Annotated in this window: 15 protein-coding genes; 6 read left to right on the forward strand and 9 right to left on the reverse strand. The window is 42.6% G+C overall.

Features of this window, described 5'->3' with window-relative positions; all coding sequences use genetic code 11:
* Positions 1-4 precede the first annotated feature (4 nt).
* From glmU to glmS, 4 genes are all read left to right on the forward strand, one after another.
* Entirely contained in the window at positions 5-1,369 is a 1,365-nt protein-coding gene (gene glmU, locus L2748_RS19455) for a bifunctional UDP-N-acetylglucosamine diphosphorylase/glucosamine-1-phosphate N-acetyltransferase GlmU (RefSeq protein ID WP_220782129.1), read from the forward strand.
* Between the two features lie 265 nt (positions 1,370-1,634).
* The gene (locus L2748_RS19460) at positions 1,635-3,779 is read left to right on the forward strand and encodes a TonB-dependent siderophore receptor (RefSeq protein ID WP_220782128.1); all 2,145 of its coding nucleotides are present in this window, start codon (positions 1,635-1,637) and stop codon (positions 3,777-3,779) included.
* A 159-nt stretch (positions 3,780-3,938) separates the two neighbouring features.
* Positions 3,939-4,709, forward strand: coding sequence for a DeoR/GlpR family DNA-binding transcription regulator (locus tag L2748_RS19465; RefSeq protein ID WP_220782127.1), 771 nt, complete (start codon positions 3,939-3,941; stop codon positions 4,707-4,709).
* A gap of 78 nt (positions 4,710-4,787) precedes the next feature.
* Positions 4,788-6,617: a glutamine--fructose-6-phosphate transaminase (isomerizing) gene (gene glmS / locus L2748_RS19470; protein WP_220782126.1), complete on the forward strand. Its 1,830-nt coding sequence runs from the start codon at positions 4,788-4,790 to the stop codon at positions 6,615-6,617.
* Between the two features lie 148 nt (positions 6,618-6,765).
* Here glmS and L2748_RS19475 read toward each other — a convergent pair whose 3' ends face one another.
* The 6 genes from L2748_RS19475 to L2748_RS19500 form a co-directional block, all read right to left on the reverse strand.
* Positions 6,766-7,809 carry a GMP reductase gene (locus L2748_RS19475; protein WP_220782125.1) on the reverse strand — a complete coding sequence of 348 codons (1,044 nt, stop codon included), beginning with the start codon at positions 7,807-7,809 and terminating at the stop codon, positions 6,766-6,768.
* A gap of 286 nt (positions 7,810-8,095) precedes the next feature.
* A complete protein-coding gene (locus L2748_RS19480) occupies positions 8,096-8,371 on the reverse strand; it encodes a hypothetical protein (protein ID WP_220782124.1) in 276 nt (91 codons plus the stop codon).
* Positions 8,372-8,644: 273 nt separating this feature from the next.
* Entirely contained in the window at positions 8,645-9,394 is a 750-nt protein-coding gene (gene pstB / locus L2748_RS19485; RefSeq protein ID WP_220782123.1) for a phosphate ABC transporter ATP-binding protein PstB, read from the reverse strand.
* 10 nt (positions 9,395-9,404) lie between these two features.
* Positions 9,405-10,256 (reverse strand): phosphate ABC transporter permease PstA, encoded by an 852-nt coding sequence (gene pstA, locus L2748_RS19490; RefSeq protein WP_220782122.1) that lies wholly within the window; start codon positions 10,254-10,256, stop codon positions 9,405-9,407.
* Positions 10,256-11,161 carry a phosphate ABC transporter permease subunit PstC gene (gene pstC / locus L2748_RS19495; RefSeq protein WP_220782121.1) on the reverse strand — a complete coding sequence of 302 codons (906 nt, stop codon included), beginning with the start codon at positions 11,159-11,161 and terminating at the stop codon, positions 10,256-10,258. The genes pstA and pstC overlap by 1 nt, the downstream gene beginning before the upstream one ends.
* Positions 11,162-11,234: 73 nt before the next feature.
* Positions 11,235-12,044, reverse strand: a complete 810-nt coding sequence (locus L2748_RS19500; RefSeq protein WP_220782120.1) for a phosphate ABC transporter substrate-binding protein — start codon at positions 12,042-12,044, stop codon at positions 11,235-11,237.
* 553 nt (positions 12,045-12,597) lie between these two features.
* Here L2748_RS19500 and L2748_RS19505 point away from each other — a divergent pair.
* Entirely contained in the window at positions 12,598-13,794 is a 1,197-nt protein-coding gene (locus L2748_RS19505) for a potassium/proton antiporter (protein ID WP_220782119.1), read from the forward strand.
* Here L2748_RS19505 and L2748_RS19510 read toward each other — a convergent pair.
* The 3 genes from L2748_RS19510 to L2748_RS19520 all read right to left on the reverse strand — a co-directional run bounded on the left by L2748_RS19510 (position 13,791) and on the right by L2748_RS19520 (position 15,546).
* Positions 13,791-13,988 carry a DUF2061 domain-containing protein gene (locus L2748_RS19510; RefSeq protein ID WP_220782118.1) on the reverse strand — a complete coding sequence of 66 codons (198 nt, stop codon included), beginning with the start codon at positions 13,986-13,988 and terminating at the stop codon, positions 13,791-13,793. The two genes, L2748_RS19505 and L2748_RS19510, sit on opposite strands and share 4 nt — an antisense overlap.
* Before the next feature lie 175 nt (positions 13,989-14,163).
* Positions 14,164-15,066, reverse strand: coding sequence for a 1,4-dihydroxy-2-naphthoyl-CoA synthase (locus L2748_RS19515; RefSeq protein WP_220782117.1), 903 nt, complete (start codon positions 15,064-15,066; stop codon positions 14,164-14,166).
* Positions 15,067-15,195: 129 nt separating this feature from the next.
* Positions 15,196-15,546, reverse strand: a complete 351-nt coding sequence (locus L2748_RS19520; protein WP_220782116.1) for a hypothetical protein — start codon at positions 15,544-15,546, stop codon at positions 15,196-15,198.
* An 88-nt stretch (positions 15,547-15,634) separates the two neighbouring features.
* Here L2748_RS19520 and ccoG point away from each other — a divergent pair, with 88 nt between their 5' ends.
* A complete protein-coding gene (gene ccoG, locus L2748_RS19525) occupies positions 15,635-17,056 on the forward strand; it encodes a cytochrome c oxidase accessory protein CcoG (RefSeq protein ID WP_220782115.1) in 1,422 nt (473 codons plus the stop codon).
* Positions 17,057-17,427 lie beyond the last annotated feature (371 nt).

The following is a 17,427-nucleotide window of genomic DNA, read 5'->3' on the forward strand; positions in this document are numbered from 1 at the left end:
ACCAATGGCACTGAATGTAGTGATTTTGGCCGCAGGCAAGGGAACTCGCATGCGCTCAGATCTTCCAAAAGTTCTTCACCCTATCGCCCATAAAAGCATGGTGCAGCACGTTATCGATACAGCGCATCAAGTCGGTAGTGACGCTATTCAGTTAGTTTATGGTTATGGGGCTGAGCAGCTACAAACAAGATTGGGTGAACAGCAACTTAATTGGGTGCTACAAGCAGAGCAGTTAGGTACAGGTCATGCGGTAGCGCAAGCCAATGACAACATTGCTGACGATGATACTGTATTGATCCTTTATGGTGATGTGCCATTAATCCAAGCGGCTACGCTTGAGTCTTTATTAGCAGCTCGTGAAGTAAACGGCTTAGCTATTTTAACTGTAAACCTACCTAACCCGGCTGGTTACGGCCGCATTGTGCGCGAGCAAGGTAACGTTGTTGGTATTGTTGAGCAAAAAGATGCCAACGCTGAGCAACTTGCAATTAATGAGATTAATACCGGTATTATGGCGGCACCTGGTAAGCAATTAAAAGCTTGGTTAGGTCAATTGTCATCAGATAATGCACAAGGTGAGTATTACTTAACTGATATCGTTGCTATGGCACATCGAGATGGTGTGGCTATTACCACTGCACAGCCTGAGTCGGCAATTGAAGTTGAAGGGGCTAACAACCGTGTACAGCTTGCGCAGTTAGAGCGTGCTTACCAAGTGCGAGCGGCTGAAAAGCTGATGCTCGAAGGTGCGAACCTGCGCGATCCTGCACGTATCGATATCCGCGGTGACGTCACTGTAGGTATGGACGTGATGATCGACGTAAACGTGATTATCGAAGGTACAGTAACAATCGGTAATAACGTCACTATTGGCGCGGGCGCGATACTTGTTGATTGTGACATCGCTGATAACGCAGTAATTAAGCCATATTCGATTATTGAAAGCGCTAAAGTCGGTGTCTCGGCTAGTGCTGGTCCATTTGCGCGTTTACGCCCAGGTGCTGAGCTTAAAGAAGATGCGCATATTGGCAACTTTGTTGAAATGAAGAAAGCGGTACTAGGTAAGGGCTCAAAAGCGGGTCATTTAGCCTATATTGGCGATGCGACAATCGGTAGCGGTGTCAATATTGGTGCAGGTACTATTACTTGTAACTACGATGGTGCCAATAAGTTCCAAACCATTATTGAAGATAACGTATTCGTTGGTAGTGATACACAATTAGTGGCGCCAGTTACTATTGGTAAAGGCGCTACACTAGGCGCGGGTTCAACTATTACCAAAGATGTGGCTGCAGATGAGCTAGTCATTACTCGTGTTAAGCAACGTCATTTAACTGGTTGGGCAAGACCTGTTAAATTGAAAAAATAATTAAAAATGACCTAGAAAAGGCGACCGTTTGGTCGCTTTTTTTGTTTTAAATCTGAGCGGTAAAACTAAGGGGAGCTTGAGAGTTACGTGACACAATTGATGATACACATTGATTCATTTGTGGTTGCTGATGTTGCTTTTCTCGGGTTTATTAGAGGTGCGTCACTGCCTACTGTAAAGAACTGTAAAGAAGCTTAAATAAAAATAGTTCTCATTTATATTGCGACTCAAATATTACATTCATGTTTCATTGTTGGGGTTGGATATGTCTGTTGGGACGTCATTTAAGTTTTCTCGCGTAGGATTAGCAATTGTTGCTGCACTAGCTTCATCATCTGTTTTAGCTGAAGAAGCTGCAACAGAATCTCAGGTTACAGTTGATAGCAATATTGAACGTATCGTGGTGACAGGTCGTAGCTTTAACGACTATAAAGTAGGTTCATCATCTGGTGCTATGCGCGGTGACATCGATATTATGGACACGCCACAGTCTGTAACCGTTATCCCAGACTTTGTTACTGATGAGCAGTTGGCAAGAAATCTTTCAGAGGTTCTTTCAAATGACTCTTCTGTTACAGCTGGTAGCGAGAAATGGAATCGCCAACAGTTTTCAATTCGTGGTTTTGCGTTAGATTCTGGCAATGGATTCTTAGTGAATGGTCATCAACACTGGTCTCACTACATTCAACCTATTGAAATTTTAGAGCAAGTCGAAGTTCTTAAAGGACCCTCTTCTATGCTTTATGGTCAGTCTGGTCCTGGTGGCTTAGTTAATATGGTCACTAAGAAGCCTACTTACGATAGCGTTTTCAATCTAGGCTTTGATACTGATGAATATGGTTCTACTCGTTTTCAAATGGATGCTGGCGGAGCAGTAAACGAAGCTGAAACCGTACGTTACCGTTCAGTTTTAGTTAAGGAAGATACTACTTATTCAACAGAGTATTATAACGGTGAAAACAAAGAGCGTGACCGTTTGCTTGCCTATGTAGCATTAGACTTTGATCTGTCTGATGATGTAATGCTTTCTGTTAAATACGATACTACTGAAGATAAAGCAGGTTTAGATTCTGGTGCATGGTTATATAAATCAGGTGACAAGATTGGCGAAGTAATCGGTGAAGACGATAAAATTTGGGAATTACCATGGGCATTTATCGATATCAGTGTTCAAAATGTAGGTGCAGACCTCGTTTGGCAGATGACTGATGATTGGCAAATGAAGACAGGTTATAACCACCAGCAATACGAACGTCGTCGTTTTGGTTCATCACCTAGCTATACAGAAACACCAGAAGATGGTTATAACGTTAAGCCTTTTGATCGTCATGACGACTGGCAATACAAAACAGCCTATATGGATTTTACCGGTAACTTCTACACTGGCGATTTCGAACATCAAATGCTTATTGGTGGTAACTTCTTAGATTATTATTACCAACAGCAGGCGGAATACTCGAAAGATCCAATAACCGTTTTGCCCGGTCAAGTTATTGACCCAAATGTTAATTATTTAAATGCTGATCCAAAAGATCCTAGTGAGTATTACCACTATGGTTTCTACTTCCAAGATTTAGTTACTTTGACTGATAACTGGAAAGTATTGGCTGGCGTGCGTTATGACGAGCAGAAAAAAGATGGTGAAGGCAATAATGCTTATGCTGTATCACCAAAGTTTGGTGTAATTTTTGAGCCAACAGATTACGGTAGTGTTTATGTTAACTACTCAAAAAGTTTTACCCCAAAAAGTTCAGTACAAGAGTCAGCTGATAAGCCTGATGCAAATGATGGTTTAAACTTAAAACCAGAATATGGAACTCAATACGAGATTGGTACTAAATGGGAGCTGTATGATGGTGGTCTACTGTTAACTGCAGCTGTATTTGATATTAATGTTGAAAACCGTGTTGTTGTGCAAAAGTTTGATACTCCTGATGAGAATGGTAATACTCAAATTACAACTCAGGATGGTGAGCAAAACCATAGAGGCTTTGAAATGGGTGCCCAAGGCCAAGTGAGTGACTCTTGGTTTGTAACTGGTTCAATGATGTATTTAGATGCTAAGTATAAGAATGACCCAGTACTTGATGGTAAAACACCAATCGATGCTCCTGAACTATCAGCTAACATCTGGACTCGTTACGAGGTGACTGAAGAGTTGGCAATGAACTTTGGTGCTGTTTATGTTGGTGAGCGTTATGCGGACCAAAATAATACAATCACAAAGGATGGTTATGTGCGTTTTGACCTTGGTGCAGCGTACACTTGGGATATGAATGGCACAGAAATGAATGTGCGCATGAATGTTAAGAACTTATTTGATACAGACTACCTTGATGGTGGTGAGTATGATGAAGTTACAATCGGTGAAGGACGCAATATTAGCTTAGCTTTTGAAGCTAAGTTCTAAACCTTAGCCTTAACGCTTAATCGTAAAAGCCTCAACCTTTGGTTGGGGCTTTTTTGTGTCTGAACGTTGGCTTTTTACTTTTGAATAGCATCAAAACTGGCAATTAAGTTTCGTTTCTCTATAATGTATCTTTCGAATCGAAACTTAACGAAAGATTTTATGAATAAACGAAACACTCAACAACGACGTCACAGCATTATTAGCCTGCTTAATCAGCAAGGCGAAGTGAGTGTTGAAGAGTTATCTCTCCGTTTTGAAACTTCTGAAGTCACTATTCGCAAAGATCTCGCTACGCTGGAAAAAACCGGCCTGCTGCTGCGTCGTTATGGTGGAGCTGTAGCTGTGCCTGATGAAGTTACTCAGCAGTTTTCTGCCAAGGTTGCGCCTAATAAGCTATCTATCGCTAAAGCCGCTGCTGAGCTGATTAAAGATCACAACCGTATCATTATCGATAGTGGCAGTACCACATCGGGTCTAATTGGTGAGCTGAATAATAAACGTGGCTTGCTAGTGATGACCAACTCATTGGCATTGGCTAATTCGATTCACGAGCTTGAAAACGAGCCAACGCTATTAATGACTGGCGGTACTTGGGATCCTCACTCTGAGTCTTTCCAAGGGCAAATAGCCGAGCAAGTACTGCGATCATATAACTTCGATCAATTATTTATCGGTGCTGATGGTATAGACCTTGAGCGCGGTACAACTACCTTTAATGAGCTTACAGGCTTAAGCAAGGTAATGGCAGAGGTGTCGCGTGAAGTGGTCGTTATGCTTGAATCAGAAAAGCTTGGCCGTCGTATACCTAACCTTGAGCTGCCTTGGAGCAAGGTTAGTGTGTTGGTTACCGACGATAGATTACCAAGCGAAGCGCTAGACAGTATTACTCAACATGGGGTGCGCGTCATTCTCGCACCTTATGCCGGATAACTCTTAAGAGCTGATCCAAATTAAATTCAAATATTAACTTCAATTTTATCTCTCGTATCGAGAGTCTAGGTATTAAATATGTGTGGAATCGTAGGTGCAGTAGCACAAAGGGATGTGGCTGAAATTCTTGTTGAAGGACTAAGACGTTTAGAATACCGCGGTTATGACTCTGCTGGTGTTGCAGTTCTTAATGGTGGTGAGTTAAATCGCACTCGTCGCGTTGGCAAAGTACAAGAGTTATCTGCTGCGCTAGAAGCGGCTCCACTAGCTGGTGGTACAGGTATCGCTCACACTCGCTGGGCTACTCATGGTGAGCCAAGCGAGCGTAATGCTCACCCTCACCTATCTGAAGGTGATATAGCTGTTGTACATAACGGTATTATTGAAAACCACAATAAATTACGCGATATGCTAAAAGGCATAGGTTATACCTTTGCTTCAGATACTGACACAGAAGTGATTTGTCACTTAGTACACCACGAGTTAAAAACACACGACACACTGCTTGCAGCAGTTCAAGCAACAGTTAAGCAGCTTGAAGGTGCATACGGCACTGTAGTTATCGACCGCACTGACAGCGAGCGTATGATTGTAGCTCGCTCTGGTAGCCCACTGGTTATCGGTTTTGGTCTTGGTGAAAACTTCGTTGCTTCTGATCAACTTGCATTATTACCAGTAACTCGTTCATTCGCTTTCTTAGAAGAAGGTGATGTGGCAGAAGTGACTCGCCGTGAAGTCAACATTTTTGACATTGATGGCAATGCCGTTGAGCGTGAAGTTAAAGAATCTGAAGTCACTCATGACGCTGGTGATAAAGGTGAATACCGTCACTATATGCTAAAAGAGATCTACGAGCAGCCAACAGCTATCGCTCGCACGCTTGAAGGCCGTATTGCTGGTGGCAAGGTGCTTGATACTGCATTTGGCGACAATGCTGCCGAATTCTTAAAAGATATCAAACACGTGCAGATCATTGCTTGTGGTACTAGCTACCATGCAGGTATGGCAGCGCGTTACTGGCTAGAAGATTGGGCTGGTGTATCGTGTAACGTTGAAATCGCGTCTGAGTTCCGTTACCGCAAGTCGCACTTATTCCCAAATAGCTTGTTAGTAACGATTTCACAGTCTGGTGAAACCGCTGACACGTTAGCAGCTATGCGTTTAGCGAAAGAGATGGGCTACAAAGCTACGCTGACAATTTGTAATGCGCCAGGTTCGTCGCTAGTGCGCGAATCAGATATGGCTTACATGATGAAAGCGGGCGCAGAGATCGGTGTTGCATCAACTAAAGCCTTTACTGTGCAGCTAGCAGGTTTATTAATGCTGACGTCGGCTATTGGTCGTTATAATGGTATGTCAGATGAAATGCAGGCTGAAATCAGCCAGAGCCTACTTTCAATGCCAGCGAAAGTTGAGCAAGCACTAGGTTTAGATGATGCGATTGCTGCATTAGCTGAAGATTTTGCCGATAAGCACCATGCACTTTTCTTAGGTCGTGGTGATCAATACCCTATCGCGATGGAAGGTGCGCTTAAGCTTAAAGAGATCTCTTATATTCACGCTGAAGCGTATGCATCGGGTGAATTGAAGCACGGTCCATTAGCACTGATTGATGCTGATATGCCGGTTATCGTGGTTGCACCAAACAACGAACTATTAGAGAAGCTTAAATCTAACGTTGAAGAAGTGCGTGCGCGTGGTGGCTTGATGTATGTATTTGCTGATAAAGATGCTGAGTTTGAGTCTGATTACACGATGAAGGTGATCCCAGTGCCTCATTGTGATGAGTTTATGGCACCACTTATCTACACTATTCCATTACAGCTACTGTCTTACCATGTTGCCTTAATTAAAGGTACAGACGTAGACCAACCACGTAATTTGGCTAAATCGGTTACAGTGGAATAAATATAAATTCTTTATATTTATAAAAAAACGGCTACTTAGGTAGCCGTTTTTATTTATATTACTAAATGGATTATATAAATAACCAATGTAACTATACTTAATTAACTCATAAATCTCATCGAGTTATAAATTAATTAAAGTTAAATATTTACTCTTTACCGTAAACGTTATTTTCTTGCTCTTGAACACGAATAAACGTCGTACGCTTAGTTAATTCTTTTAGCGACGCAGCGCCAACATAAGTACAAGTAGAACGAACGCCACCCATAATATCGTTAATGGTGTTATCTACGCAGCCTTTAAATGGAAGTAGTACTGTTTTACCTTCTGCTGCACGGTACTTAGCAACACCACCAGAGTGTTTGTCCATTGCTGACTGTGAAGACATACCATAGAACTTAACCATGGTCTTGCCATCTTGTTCAATGACTTCTCCGCCGCTCTCTTCGTGGCCAGCTAGCATACCGCCAAGCATGACAAAATCAGCTCCGCCGCCAAAGGCTTTAGCAACGTCACCAGCACAGCTACAACCGCCGTCACCGATGATTTGACCGCCAAGGCCATGGGCTGCGTCAGCACACTCGATAATGGCTGAAAGTTGTGGGTAGCCTACGCCTGTTTTTACGCGGGTAGTACATACAGAACCAGGGCCAATGCCGACTTTTACGATATCTGCACCAGCAATAATCAGTTCTTCAACCATGTCGCCAGTGACTACGTTACCAGCACTAATCACTTTCATCGGGTGTGCTTGTCTGACTTTGCGAACGTAATCAACTAGGTGTTCAGAGTAGCCATTAGCAATATCGATACAGATAAAGTTAAGGTTGTCAGAAAGGGCTAAAATTTCGCTTAACTTAACAAAGTCAGTGTCAGAAGTACCGCTAGAAACCATAACGTGCTGCAGTACATCTGCAGCTTGGCTCGATACAAAATCGCTCCACTGTTCGACACTGTAGTGCTTGTGTACGGCAGTCATTACATTGTGTTTTGCCAAGCTACTAGCCATTTCAAAGCTAGCGACTGAATCCATGTTAGCGGCAATAATCGGTACACCAGTCCATGTTTTACCACTGTGTTTAAAGGTAAATTGGCGATTTAAATCGACTTGAGAACGACTCTTTAACGTTGAACGTTTAGGTCTAATTAATACATCTTTAAAGCCTAACTTTAGATCTTGTTCAATACGCATGGTTTATTCCTTACATGGATTTTGCGCGCAGCAAAACCGCCGATAAAAATTTTTTATCGGGCATTAAATTAATTCCTGAGCTTATTTCAGGCACAAAAAAACCGGAGCGTTTTGGGGCGCTCCGGTTTTAGGCATTATAGGAACAGATTTTTTATAAGCAAGTTCTCAAATTAGAATAGACATTCCTTAAAAAAGGAAGGTTAATATTCTGTTAGTGTTAATGAGTTAATTGATTTGACCTATTAACACTCGCTTATGTTTATATCAGTAACTGTACTGACTTAATCTACTTCTCTGCTGCTCCTTTCTCTTTAGAGAGTTTTATGTCGAAATTATCTAATAGTAACAGGGTGTCTGCTATGGCTGATTTTAGTTTTGCTGCTGGTGGGGAACTGAGCTTTTTAGCTTGCTTTAACGATTCTCGGCGGGTAACAAATTCGAGCATGGTTTCGAGGTTTTCAGGACAATCAATATCAATGGGTGGCAGTTTCTTTGCCGATGCATTGTTATAGATTTCAAACTCTTTTACTAAGTGTGCTTGAGCTTCTCTAATTCTTTCCATATAGGCGCGCCTCTTTATTCACTAAACCTATTATCCGAAGCTATCTTAATTATGCAGCTTTAACAAGTTGACTCGGTTAAGTTAACGCTATTGGGCTAGCTATCTATTGTTATCTGCTACTTTCCTATTAGGTTCGGCAGAGTTTAGTCTTTGAAAAAGATTGTTTTTTATTTTTTCAATAGGTGAAAATATACCTATTTAAGTATAGCGCAGTTAACAAAAAACGCGCTTACCAAGTGGTAAGTGCGTTTCTAGTGGACTTAGCTGCAAAGGTTAACCAAATTCACCACTTACATAACCTCGGGTGCGCTGGTCGACAGGTTGGTTGAAGATCTGCGTCGTTTCGCCATGTTCAACCAATTCACCCATCCAGAAAAATGCGGTCTTATCTGAGATACGCTTAGCTTGGTTCATAGAGTGAGTCACAATAACAATAGTGAACTGTTTACGTAGTTCATCCATCAGAGCCTCAATTTTATGGGTCGCAATAGGGTCGAGTGCGCTGGTGGGCTCGTCCATTAAAATGACTTCCGGCTTCATTGCTATGGTGCGCGCAATGCAAAGGCGTTGCTGCTGGCCGCCCGATAATCCAAATGCTGGAGTATTAAGTCTTTCTTTTACTTCATCCCACAGAGCTGCGCTACGCAATGATTCTTCCACTGCTGCATCGAGGACCTGTTTATCTTTAATACCTTGGGCTTTTAAACCAAAGGCAACGTTCTCATAGATGCTCATAGGGAAAGGATTTGGCTTTTGAAACACCATACCTACGCGCATTCTTAGATGCTTTACGTCGACATCTTGATAGATGTTGTTACCTTCAAACATCACGTCGCCATTGATCTTCACTCCTGACACTAAATCATTCATACGATTCAATGTGCGTAATAACGTTGACTTGCCACAGCCAGATGGACCAATCAGCGCCGTTACTTGGCGAGCTGGAATGGTTAAGCAGATATCTTTTAGCGCATGGTTGTCGCCGTAAAATAGGTTTAAGTTGTTCACTTCTAGCTTATTCATGGAGATAACCTTACTTAGATGATTTATTTAAACGTGAGGCAATCACTTTGGTTGCCATGTTTAATACAAGTACTAATACAATGAGTACTGTTGCGGTTGCGTAAGCTTGATCCCATTCGTGTTGGGTAAACAGCTCTTGGGTTAGTTTGTATAGGTGTACAGTTAGCGTGCGGCCAGATTCTAGTACCGACTCAGGGATTTGAGTAACCATACCTGCTGTTAAGAATACTGGTGCTGATTCACCAATTACGCGGCCAGTACTTAAGATAATTGAGGTCACAATGCCTGGCAGAGCACTAGGTAGGACTAAACGACAGATGGTATAGATTTTAGAGCTACCTAATGCGTAACCGCCTTCGCGATAGCTCATAGGTACAGATAGTAAGGCTTCTTCTGTCGTGCGAATTATCACTGGCAAGATAAGCATTGCTAGTGTTAGTGCGCCAGATAGAATTGAAAAGCCTAAACCTAGAGTGGTGACAAAGAACGTCATACCAAACAGGCCGTAAACAATAGATGGAATGCCTGCGAGTGACTCGGTGCAAAAACGGATAACTTTAACCACTTGGCTGCCTGGGGCTGCGTATTCAGTCAGGTAAATCGCCGTCATAATGCCGATTGGAGCGGCAAAGGCGAGTGATAAGCCCACCATATACACGGTCGAGACTATCATTGCCCAAATACCCGATGCTTCACCTATGCGGGTATAAGCGCCAGTAATAAACTCCCAGCTTACATGGGCTAGGCCGTTACTTAAGATGTGCCATACCACCCAAAGTAAAAATAGTAGAGTGGTTGCTGCTGCGCCCCATATGGCGGCGAGTAGCAATTTATCTTGATTATCTCGTGAAAGTTTTAGCATTAGTGAGCTCGCTTTCTATTTAGATAAAGTAGTGAACCGTTAAGGATGACAATAAAGGCGAGTAGCACAATGCCTGTAGAGTAAAGCGCGCTTGCATGAATCCCAGTAGCGTATGACATCTCCATCGCAATATTGGCAGTTAGGGTTCTAGCGGGTTCTAATATTGACCCTGGCATAGCTGGGGCGTTGCCCATCACCATAATAATCGCCATGGTCTCGCCCACCGCTCGGGCTACACCAAGTGCGATACCTGTGTATATGCCGCTTCTTGCTGCAGGAATAAGCACTTTAAAGATGCTGTAAATGTGTGAAGCACCTAAAGCCAGTGCACCTTCTTTATATGTTGGTGGCAATGCTCTAAGAGAGGTTTCTGAAATAGTAATCACTGTTGGTAAAATCATTATGGCTAGCACGATGATTCCAGCCAATATGGTGTTACCTGCGGGGATGTTAAATAGGGTTTCAATGGCTGGAACGATAATGACTAGACCAAAAAAACCATAAACTACAGACGGAATGCCGGCGAGTAGTTCAACCGCTGGACGAATGATATTAGCCAGCCAGTTTGGAGCCAGTTCAGCAAGAAACACAGCAGTAAGGATCGCGATAGGCACACCAATGATGACCGCACCAGCTGTTGAAATTAATGATGCCACCATCATAGGTAGTAGGCCGAATAATGCAGGCGGTAACCAGTCTTTACCTAATAGCATTTCTGACACACCCGCTTCTTTAAAGGCGGGTAGACCTTCACTAAAAACAAACCATCCAATGGTCGCAACTGAAAGTACGCCCACCATGGCGCTACATAAGAAAAGTAGATGAAAACTCATCTCTTTCCAGTCATAGGACTTAGCGGGGGCAAGCTGCAATCCTTGAGGTTGGGCTTTACTGGCTGTCGTCATGATTTACCTATACATCTATTTAAAACTGAATTAATTGATACAGAGGAACCGTAGTTCCTCTGTATTTTTTGAATTAATTAATACGGATATAACCTTCTTCAGCAACAATGTTCTGCCCATCTTCAGAGAGGATGTATTCAATGAAGCTATTGGCGTTATCTGGTGCATTTTTATCAATCAACACAATAAATGGACGCGCAATTTGGTAGTCGCCAGTGGCGATGTTGGCATCTGTCGCCTCTACACCGTTTACATCAATAGCGCGTAAGCTATTATCGACACTGCCTAAAGAGATATAACCAATGGCATAAGGGTTGTTTGCGACGATGGTCTTGATCATACCGTTGCCATTACCCACCTGAGCGGTTGGTGAGATAGCGGTAACCTTGTGGCCGTTGATGGTGCGTTGTAGTTTCATGATTTCTTCAAATGCACCGCGAGTGCCAGAACCATTTTCACGAGTGACCACTACGATAGGGCGAGCTTCGCCACCTACTTCGCTCCAGTTTTTAATCTCACCGCGGTAAATCTTAGAGATCTGCTCTTGGGTTAGATTTTTTACTGGGTTGGCATTGTTTACTGCTGCGGCAATACCGTCACGAGCGATAACAATCTCTTTGGTGTCGCTATTTAACTCATTGTCTTTTACGTTACGTGATGACATACCAATCATGCTGGTGCCATCTTTCGCTGCTCTGATCCCGGCTGATGAGCCAGTACTTTGCACTTCAACACTGGTTTGAGTGTTGTTTTGATAATTCTCTGCTAGCACTTCCATTACGTGGGCCACAGATGTTGAACCTGATACTGTTACTGTGCTTGCCTGAGCAAGTGGTGCTGTCATTAGACCTACTGCAGTTAACAAGCCAAATACTTTTTTCATTACGATTTCCACTCTTATTGTTTGGTCGCTTAGATACGAGTTATTTACAAAACCAAGTTAGTGCCTCACTGGAGGCAAGCGCATTAAGACAGAGTTATATGACAGTTATGTGACTACTAATCTGAGTGACTCCCATAGAGAAGCTGACTAATTGTTTATTAGTTTTCTCTGTTTTAATCGAGCTAATGGTTTTTTGTTACATGAACAAAATTTCAGGTAGAAATTATTAACTGATATGGGATGTTGTCGGAGTGAGCTACAGCAGGGATTTACAGGGGAATCTTGCGATATAGAGTATGTCGAGCAGAGTCTAAGTTCACTTCGGATTAAGCTAAATTTAACAATCGGCGAGACTAAATATGTTATGTTTCGGTTATTAGAACGCAGGATAAATTTATTATTAAACTTTTATGACAATATGTGTTTGCCACATATTTGTACTAATCATCAGTAACAATAATAGATGTATTCAAACAAATCTCGTTTTATTACGGCTATCCTCAATGCGTAAGCATGACTTAATCTTACTTAAATACTAAATAAAGGTGCTTTTATGACGACTGAAATGGTCATGATTGGTATGTCTATTCTGGTCTTAGTTGGCATTTTGCTGCACCACCCTTCCCGAACCTTAGGTATCCCCTCGTTACTGATCTTTATGGGGGTAGGACTCATGCTGGGTAATGGTGAGTTTAACTTCGTCTATGATGATTTAGATAAAACCGCATGGATAGGTGGGTTAGCGCTAAACATGATTGTGTTTGTCGGCGGTATTAATACCTCAACCGATAAAATTAAAGTCGCTTATAAAGAAGGTGGTGTGCTGGCTTCATTTGGAGTGTTGTTTACCACGCTGTTTTTTGCCGTCATTCTATATTGGTTGTTGGACTTTAATTTTGTTACCTGTCTTTTATTTGCAGCCATTGTTTCATCAACTGATGCTGCCGCTGTTTTTTCAATTCTGGAATCTAAAAAGCTTAAGCTAAAAGAGCAAACCGATACCGTATTAGAGTTTGAATCGGCTACTAACGACCCAGTGGCGATGTTATTAGTGATCTTCTTAACCGATATGGCGCTTTCCAGCAGTAAGAGTGTGGTGCCTGCTGAAATAGCTATCGAATTAGTGACCCAAATTGGTGTGGCTATGGTAGTCGGTTGGTTGGTGGCTAAAGCAGCCGTATCACTACTTAATCGCATTCACCTGTCTGAGTTTGGTCTTATTCCGGTATTTGTTTTAGCCAGCTTTGTCGTGGCTACGTATGGTGCTGAAATGCTTGGCGGTAATATTTTATTGGCGTCTTATATTGCAGGTGTGGTGATAGGTAACGGTATTAAGCGAGGCCAAGCGGTTAATCAGCACTTTTTTAATAGCTTATCTTGGCTGGCTCAAGCATTGATGTTTATTGTGCTCGGCCTACAAATTTTTCCGCAGTCATTGGCCGCTGTATTTGTCAGTTCATTAGCTCCTGCACTATTACTTATGCTGGTGGCCCGTCCATTGGCAGTACAGCTGTGTTACCTGCCATTTGTTAAAGCCAGCTGGAAGAAGCGTTTATTTATCTCTGCGATTGGATTAAAAGGCGCAACACCGATTGTATTTGCACTGATCCCTGCTGCCGCTGGCGTACCTGGCTCGCTGGACATTGTGCATATGGTGTTCTTTATTGTTTTGTTTTCGGTGTTTATTCAAGGTGGGGCAATTGCTCCACTGGCGAATAAACTCGGCTTAAATAATCAAGATAAGCATTAAGCCGACACCGCCTGCATAGCATTTTTAGATTCAATGCCTTTCCATACTTTTTCATGGAAGTAAAACACGACAGTATTAACTGCGGGTTCGATTAAGGCGACTGCGCCACCAATAACAACGCTTCCGGTTAATAGGTAAGTAATTGTGAAAGCTACGCTAAAGTGCAAAATGGCAAAGGTCATGGTCTTAATCATAATAAGTGCTCCTATTTAAGTTGTCTTAAATGATAATGGTTATCATTTGCAATTAAAAGAGGCTTATATAGATTAGTTTGATAGGATTTGTAGATTGGAAATAAGCTTTGGTTATAAACCCATCAATATACTCAACGTATTGATGGGTTTACATTAACTAGCAGGCTAACGTAAATTAGTAATGCCAAGGGAATGAAGAGAAGTCTTGGTCGCGCTTTTCTAAGAAAGCATCACGGCCTTCGCGAGCTTCTTCAGTACCATAAGCCAAGCGCGTTGCTTCACCTGCAAATAACTGCTGCCCAACAAGACCATCATCCGGCAAGTTAAAGCCATACTTCAACATACGCATTGCCGTAGGTGACTTAGAGTTAATTTCTTTAGCCCACTTTAATGCTTCAACCTCTAATTCTTGATGCGGGATAGCGCGGTTAACCATGCCCATTTCAAAGGCTTCTTCGGCTGTGTAGTTAAAACCTAAGAAGAAGATTTCACGCGCGCGTTTCTGACCAATCATCTTCGCTAAGTATGCGCTGCCATAACCTGAGTCAAAGCTGCCTACATCTGGATCTGTTTGCTTAAATACCGCGTGTTCTTTGGACGCAAGGGTTAAATCACAAACCACATGTAAACTATGGCCACCGCCTACTGCCCAGCCCGGAACCACTGCAATAACTACTTTTGGCATAAAGCGGATTAAGCGTTGTACTTCTAAGATATGTAAACGTCCCATACGCGCAACATCGGGGGTACCTTCTTCTGCACCTTCATATTTGTAGCCATCTTTGCCGCGAATACGTTGGTCACCGCCAGCGCTGAAAGACCATTGGCCTTTAGCCGAAGGACCATTACCTGTTAAGAGCACACAACCAACGTCTGACCATTGGCGTGCATGGTCAAGCGCGGTATAGAGTTCATCAACAGTTTTAGGGCGAAATGAGTTCAAGCAATCTGGGCGACTAATTGCGATACGCACAGTGCCCTGATCTTTGGCTCTGTGGTAGGTAACATCTTCGAAATCAAATCCAGGAACCACATCCCATAATTCGGGATCAAAAATGTCAGATACTTGTTGTGTCATGAGCCTATAGCCTTTTACTTGGTTGAAATACCGTAATAGCTAAAGGCTAGGCTGAATCAGATCTCAGGTCAATCTAGTTTATAGTTGAATCCACTAACTGAGATCTGCTGCATTATATAGAAAGCAATATTAAAGCTGATCGCAGATATAAGTTTGGTTTTCTTTGCTAAAGACAGAGTGCTTCTGAGCATGACTGCCACAAAAGTCTTGTTTAAACTCACTTAATGTTTGTTTTGATTGGCTGATGGCTTGCAGTGCTTGATTCTCGGTTGCTGAGAGTCGGTCGGCAATATCGCTCTTTAGTATATCGAGCGTATGGTCTACGCGCTGGATTTGGGTGCCAGTCATACTATCAAGTTTGTTCTCTGCTTGTTGAAATATCCCCTCTACTTCAGCAATTGGTTCATCCAAAGTATCCGTTTCGGTATAAAGGTAGTAAAGAATGCCACCGATTATCGCTAATATGATCCAGCCCTTCATCTTTTAGTCCTATCTAGGTGAATAACTTGTAGTATAAGCGTTATAATAAGCTAGTTTTCTAGCAATATTAAAGCTGTAAGGCTGCAAAATGAACGCAGAACAAAATAAAAAAGACTTCTCCAAAGCTGAAAGAATCAAAATCCATCAACCCGATGCTAATAAAGCAGACCGCTTTAATCCGCGTAATCGTATCTATGTAAGAGCGGTTGAAGGCCTGTGGAGCACATTGCGCCGACGCATAGGTTGGATAGCCATGTTGTTCTTTTTGGTTCTGCCGTGGATCCCTTGGGGCGACCGTCAAGCCGTTTGGTTTAATCTTGCTGAACAAAAATTCCATGTCTTTGGCTTAACTATCTGGCCGCAGGATTTAACCTTACTCGCCGCACTATTAATGATTGCAGCCTTTGGCTTATTCTTTATTACCACTTATTTAGGACGAGTGTGGTGTGGTTATACTTGTCCGCAAACGGTGTGGACCTTTATCTTCATTTGGTTTGAAGAGAAGTTAGAAGGGGCCCGCAACAAGCGTATTAAGCTGGACCAAATGCCATGGAGCTTTAATAAACTGTGGCGAAAAACAGCTAAGCATGGTGCGTGGCTATTGGTTTCTTTGCTAACAGCAATGACCTTTGTTTCCTATTTTGTACCAACCAGTGAAGTGTATATAGATGTATTCACACTTAATGCGAGTGGTGCTATCTACTTTTGGGTTATCTTTTTTACCTTTGCTACTTACGGTAATGCAGGTTGGATGCGAGAGATCATGTGTATCCACATGTGCCCTTACGCTCGCTTTCAAGCAGCAATGTTCGATAAGAATACATATATAGTGGGATATGACACAAAGCGTGGCGAAACTCGTGGCCCACGCTCACGTAAAGCAGACCCAAAAGCAATGGGGCTAGGTGACTGTATTGATTGCGACCTATGTGTACAGGTTTGCCCTACAGGGATCGATATTCGTAATGGTTTGCAGTACGAGTGTATTAACTGCGGCGCTTGTATCGATGCATGCGATACAACCATGACACGAATGGGGTATGAAAAAGGTCTAATTAGCTACACCACAGAAAACAAACTCGAAGGGATTAAAGAAAAAGTACTTAGGCCTAAGCTGGTGGGCTACGGCGTGGTCCTTTCGGTGATGATCCTCATCTTTATCTATGCTACTGCGACAATAGCGCCAATCCGTATCGATATCATTCGCGATCGTAACCAGCTATATAGAGAAACCGATGCAGGTTTGATTGAGAACACCTTCACTCTGAAGATCCTCAATAAGACCGACAACACCCATCTATATAATATGAGTGTTGAAGGTTTGCCTAATTATGACTGGATAGGACCGCAGCAAGTCAGTATTAAGGCAGGTGAGGTACTAACCTTACCAATAAGTATCGCTGTAGACCCTGTTGACCTCTCAAGAACCATGACTCACATTAATTTTGAGGTCGAAACAGATGATGGTTTGATAGAAGCTAAGCAAGAGTCGCGCTTCTTTGGCAGCTAAAAGAGTGGATGACGACTGAAAAAGGGGGCGTTTAGCCCCCTTTTTGTACGTATCGTCTAATAACTGCTCGCTTGAGCAGGTTGTAATGATTTTATTCAAAAAGGGGCTTGCGCTGCTCTAATATATCCCTATAATGCGCATCCACTGACACGGTGAAGCAGGCAACTAGCCAAGCACACTGCGTTAGAGAGATTAACTTCTACGGAAATTAGCCTCAGGTGACAATCGCTTTAAGAGCTTCGGATAGTGAGACTTGAACAAAGAATCATCGTTTGAAAAGCTTCTTAAAATAAGCGCTTGACGCCGACACTAGGAAGTGTAGAATACGCCTCCTCAGCCAAACGACCTAAGCGTCTAAGGCGAAGTCTGAA

It is taken from the genome of Shewanella sairae (assembly GCF_023283535.1).
In the GTDB taxonomy this organism is placed as follows: Bacteria; Pseudomonadota; Gammaproteobacteria; order Enterobacterales; family Shewanellaceae; genus Shewanella; species Shewanella sairae.

Excerpts from the sequence above, each read along its gene's own strand:
- glmU (WP_220782129.1), top strand. The coding sequence starts at position 5 with ATGGCACTGAATGTAGTGATTTTGGCCGCAGGCAAGGGAACTCGCATG.
- L2748_RS19460 (WP_220782128.1), top strand. The coding sequence starts at position 1,635 with ATGTCTGTTGGGACGTCATTTAAGTTTTCTCGCGTAGGATTAGCAATT.
- L2748_RS19465 (WP_220782127.1), top strand. The coding sequence starts at position 3,939 with ATGAATAAACGAAACACTCAACAACGACGTCACAGCATTATTAGCCTG.
- glmS (WP_220782126.1), top strand. The coding sequence starts at position 4,788 with ATGTGTGGAATCGTAGGTGCAGTAGCACAAAGGGATGTGGCTGAAATT.
- L2748_RS19475 (WP_220782125.1), bottom strand. The coding sequence starts at position 7,809 with ATGCGTATTGAACAAGATCTAAAGTTAGGCTTTAAAGATGTATTAATT.
- L2748_RS19480 (WP_220782124.1), bottom strand. The coding sequence starts at position 8,371 with ATGGAAAGAATTAGAGAAGCTCAAGCACACTTAGTAAAAGAGTTTGAA.
- pstB (WP_220782123.1), bottom strand. The coding sequence starts at position 9,394 with ATGAATAAGCTAGAAGTGAACAACTTAAACCTATTTTACGGCGACAAC.
- pstA (WP_220782122.1), bottom strand. The coding sequence starts at position 10,256 with ATGCTAAAACTTTCACGAGATAATCAAGATAAATTGCTACTCGCCGCC.
- pstC (WP_220782121.1), bottom strand. The coding sequence starts at position 11,161 with ATGACGACAGCCAGTAAAGCCCAACCTCAAGGATTGCAGCTTGCCCCC.
- L2748_RS19500 (WP_220782120.1), bottom strand. The coding sequence starts at position 12,044 with ATGAAAAAAGTATTTGGCTTGTTAACTGCAGTAGGTCTAATGACAGCA.
- L2748_RS19505 (WP_220782119.1), top strand. The coding sequence starts at position 12,598 with ATGACGACTGAAATGGTCATGATTGGTATGTCTATTCTGGTCTTAGTT.
- L2748_RS19510 (WP_220782118.1), bottom strand. The coding sequence starts at position 13,988 with ATGATTAAGACCATGACCTTTGCCATTTTGCACTTTAGCGTAGCTTTC.
- L2748_RS19515 (WP_220782117.1), bottom strand. The coding sequence starts at position 15,066 with ATGACACAACAAGTATCTGACATTTTTGATCCCGAATTATGGGATGTG.
- L2748_RS19520 (WP_220782116.1), bottom strand. The coding sequence starts at position 15,546 with ATGAAGGGCTGGATCATATTAGCGATAATCGGTGGCATTCTTTACTAC.
- ccoG (WP_220782115.1), top strand. The coding sequence starts at position 15,635 with ATGAACGCAGAACAAAATAAAAAAGACTTCTCCAAAGCTGAAAGAATC.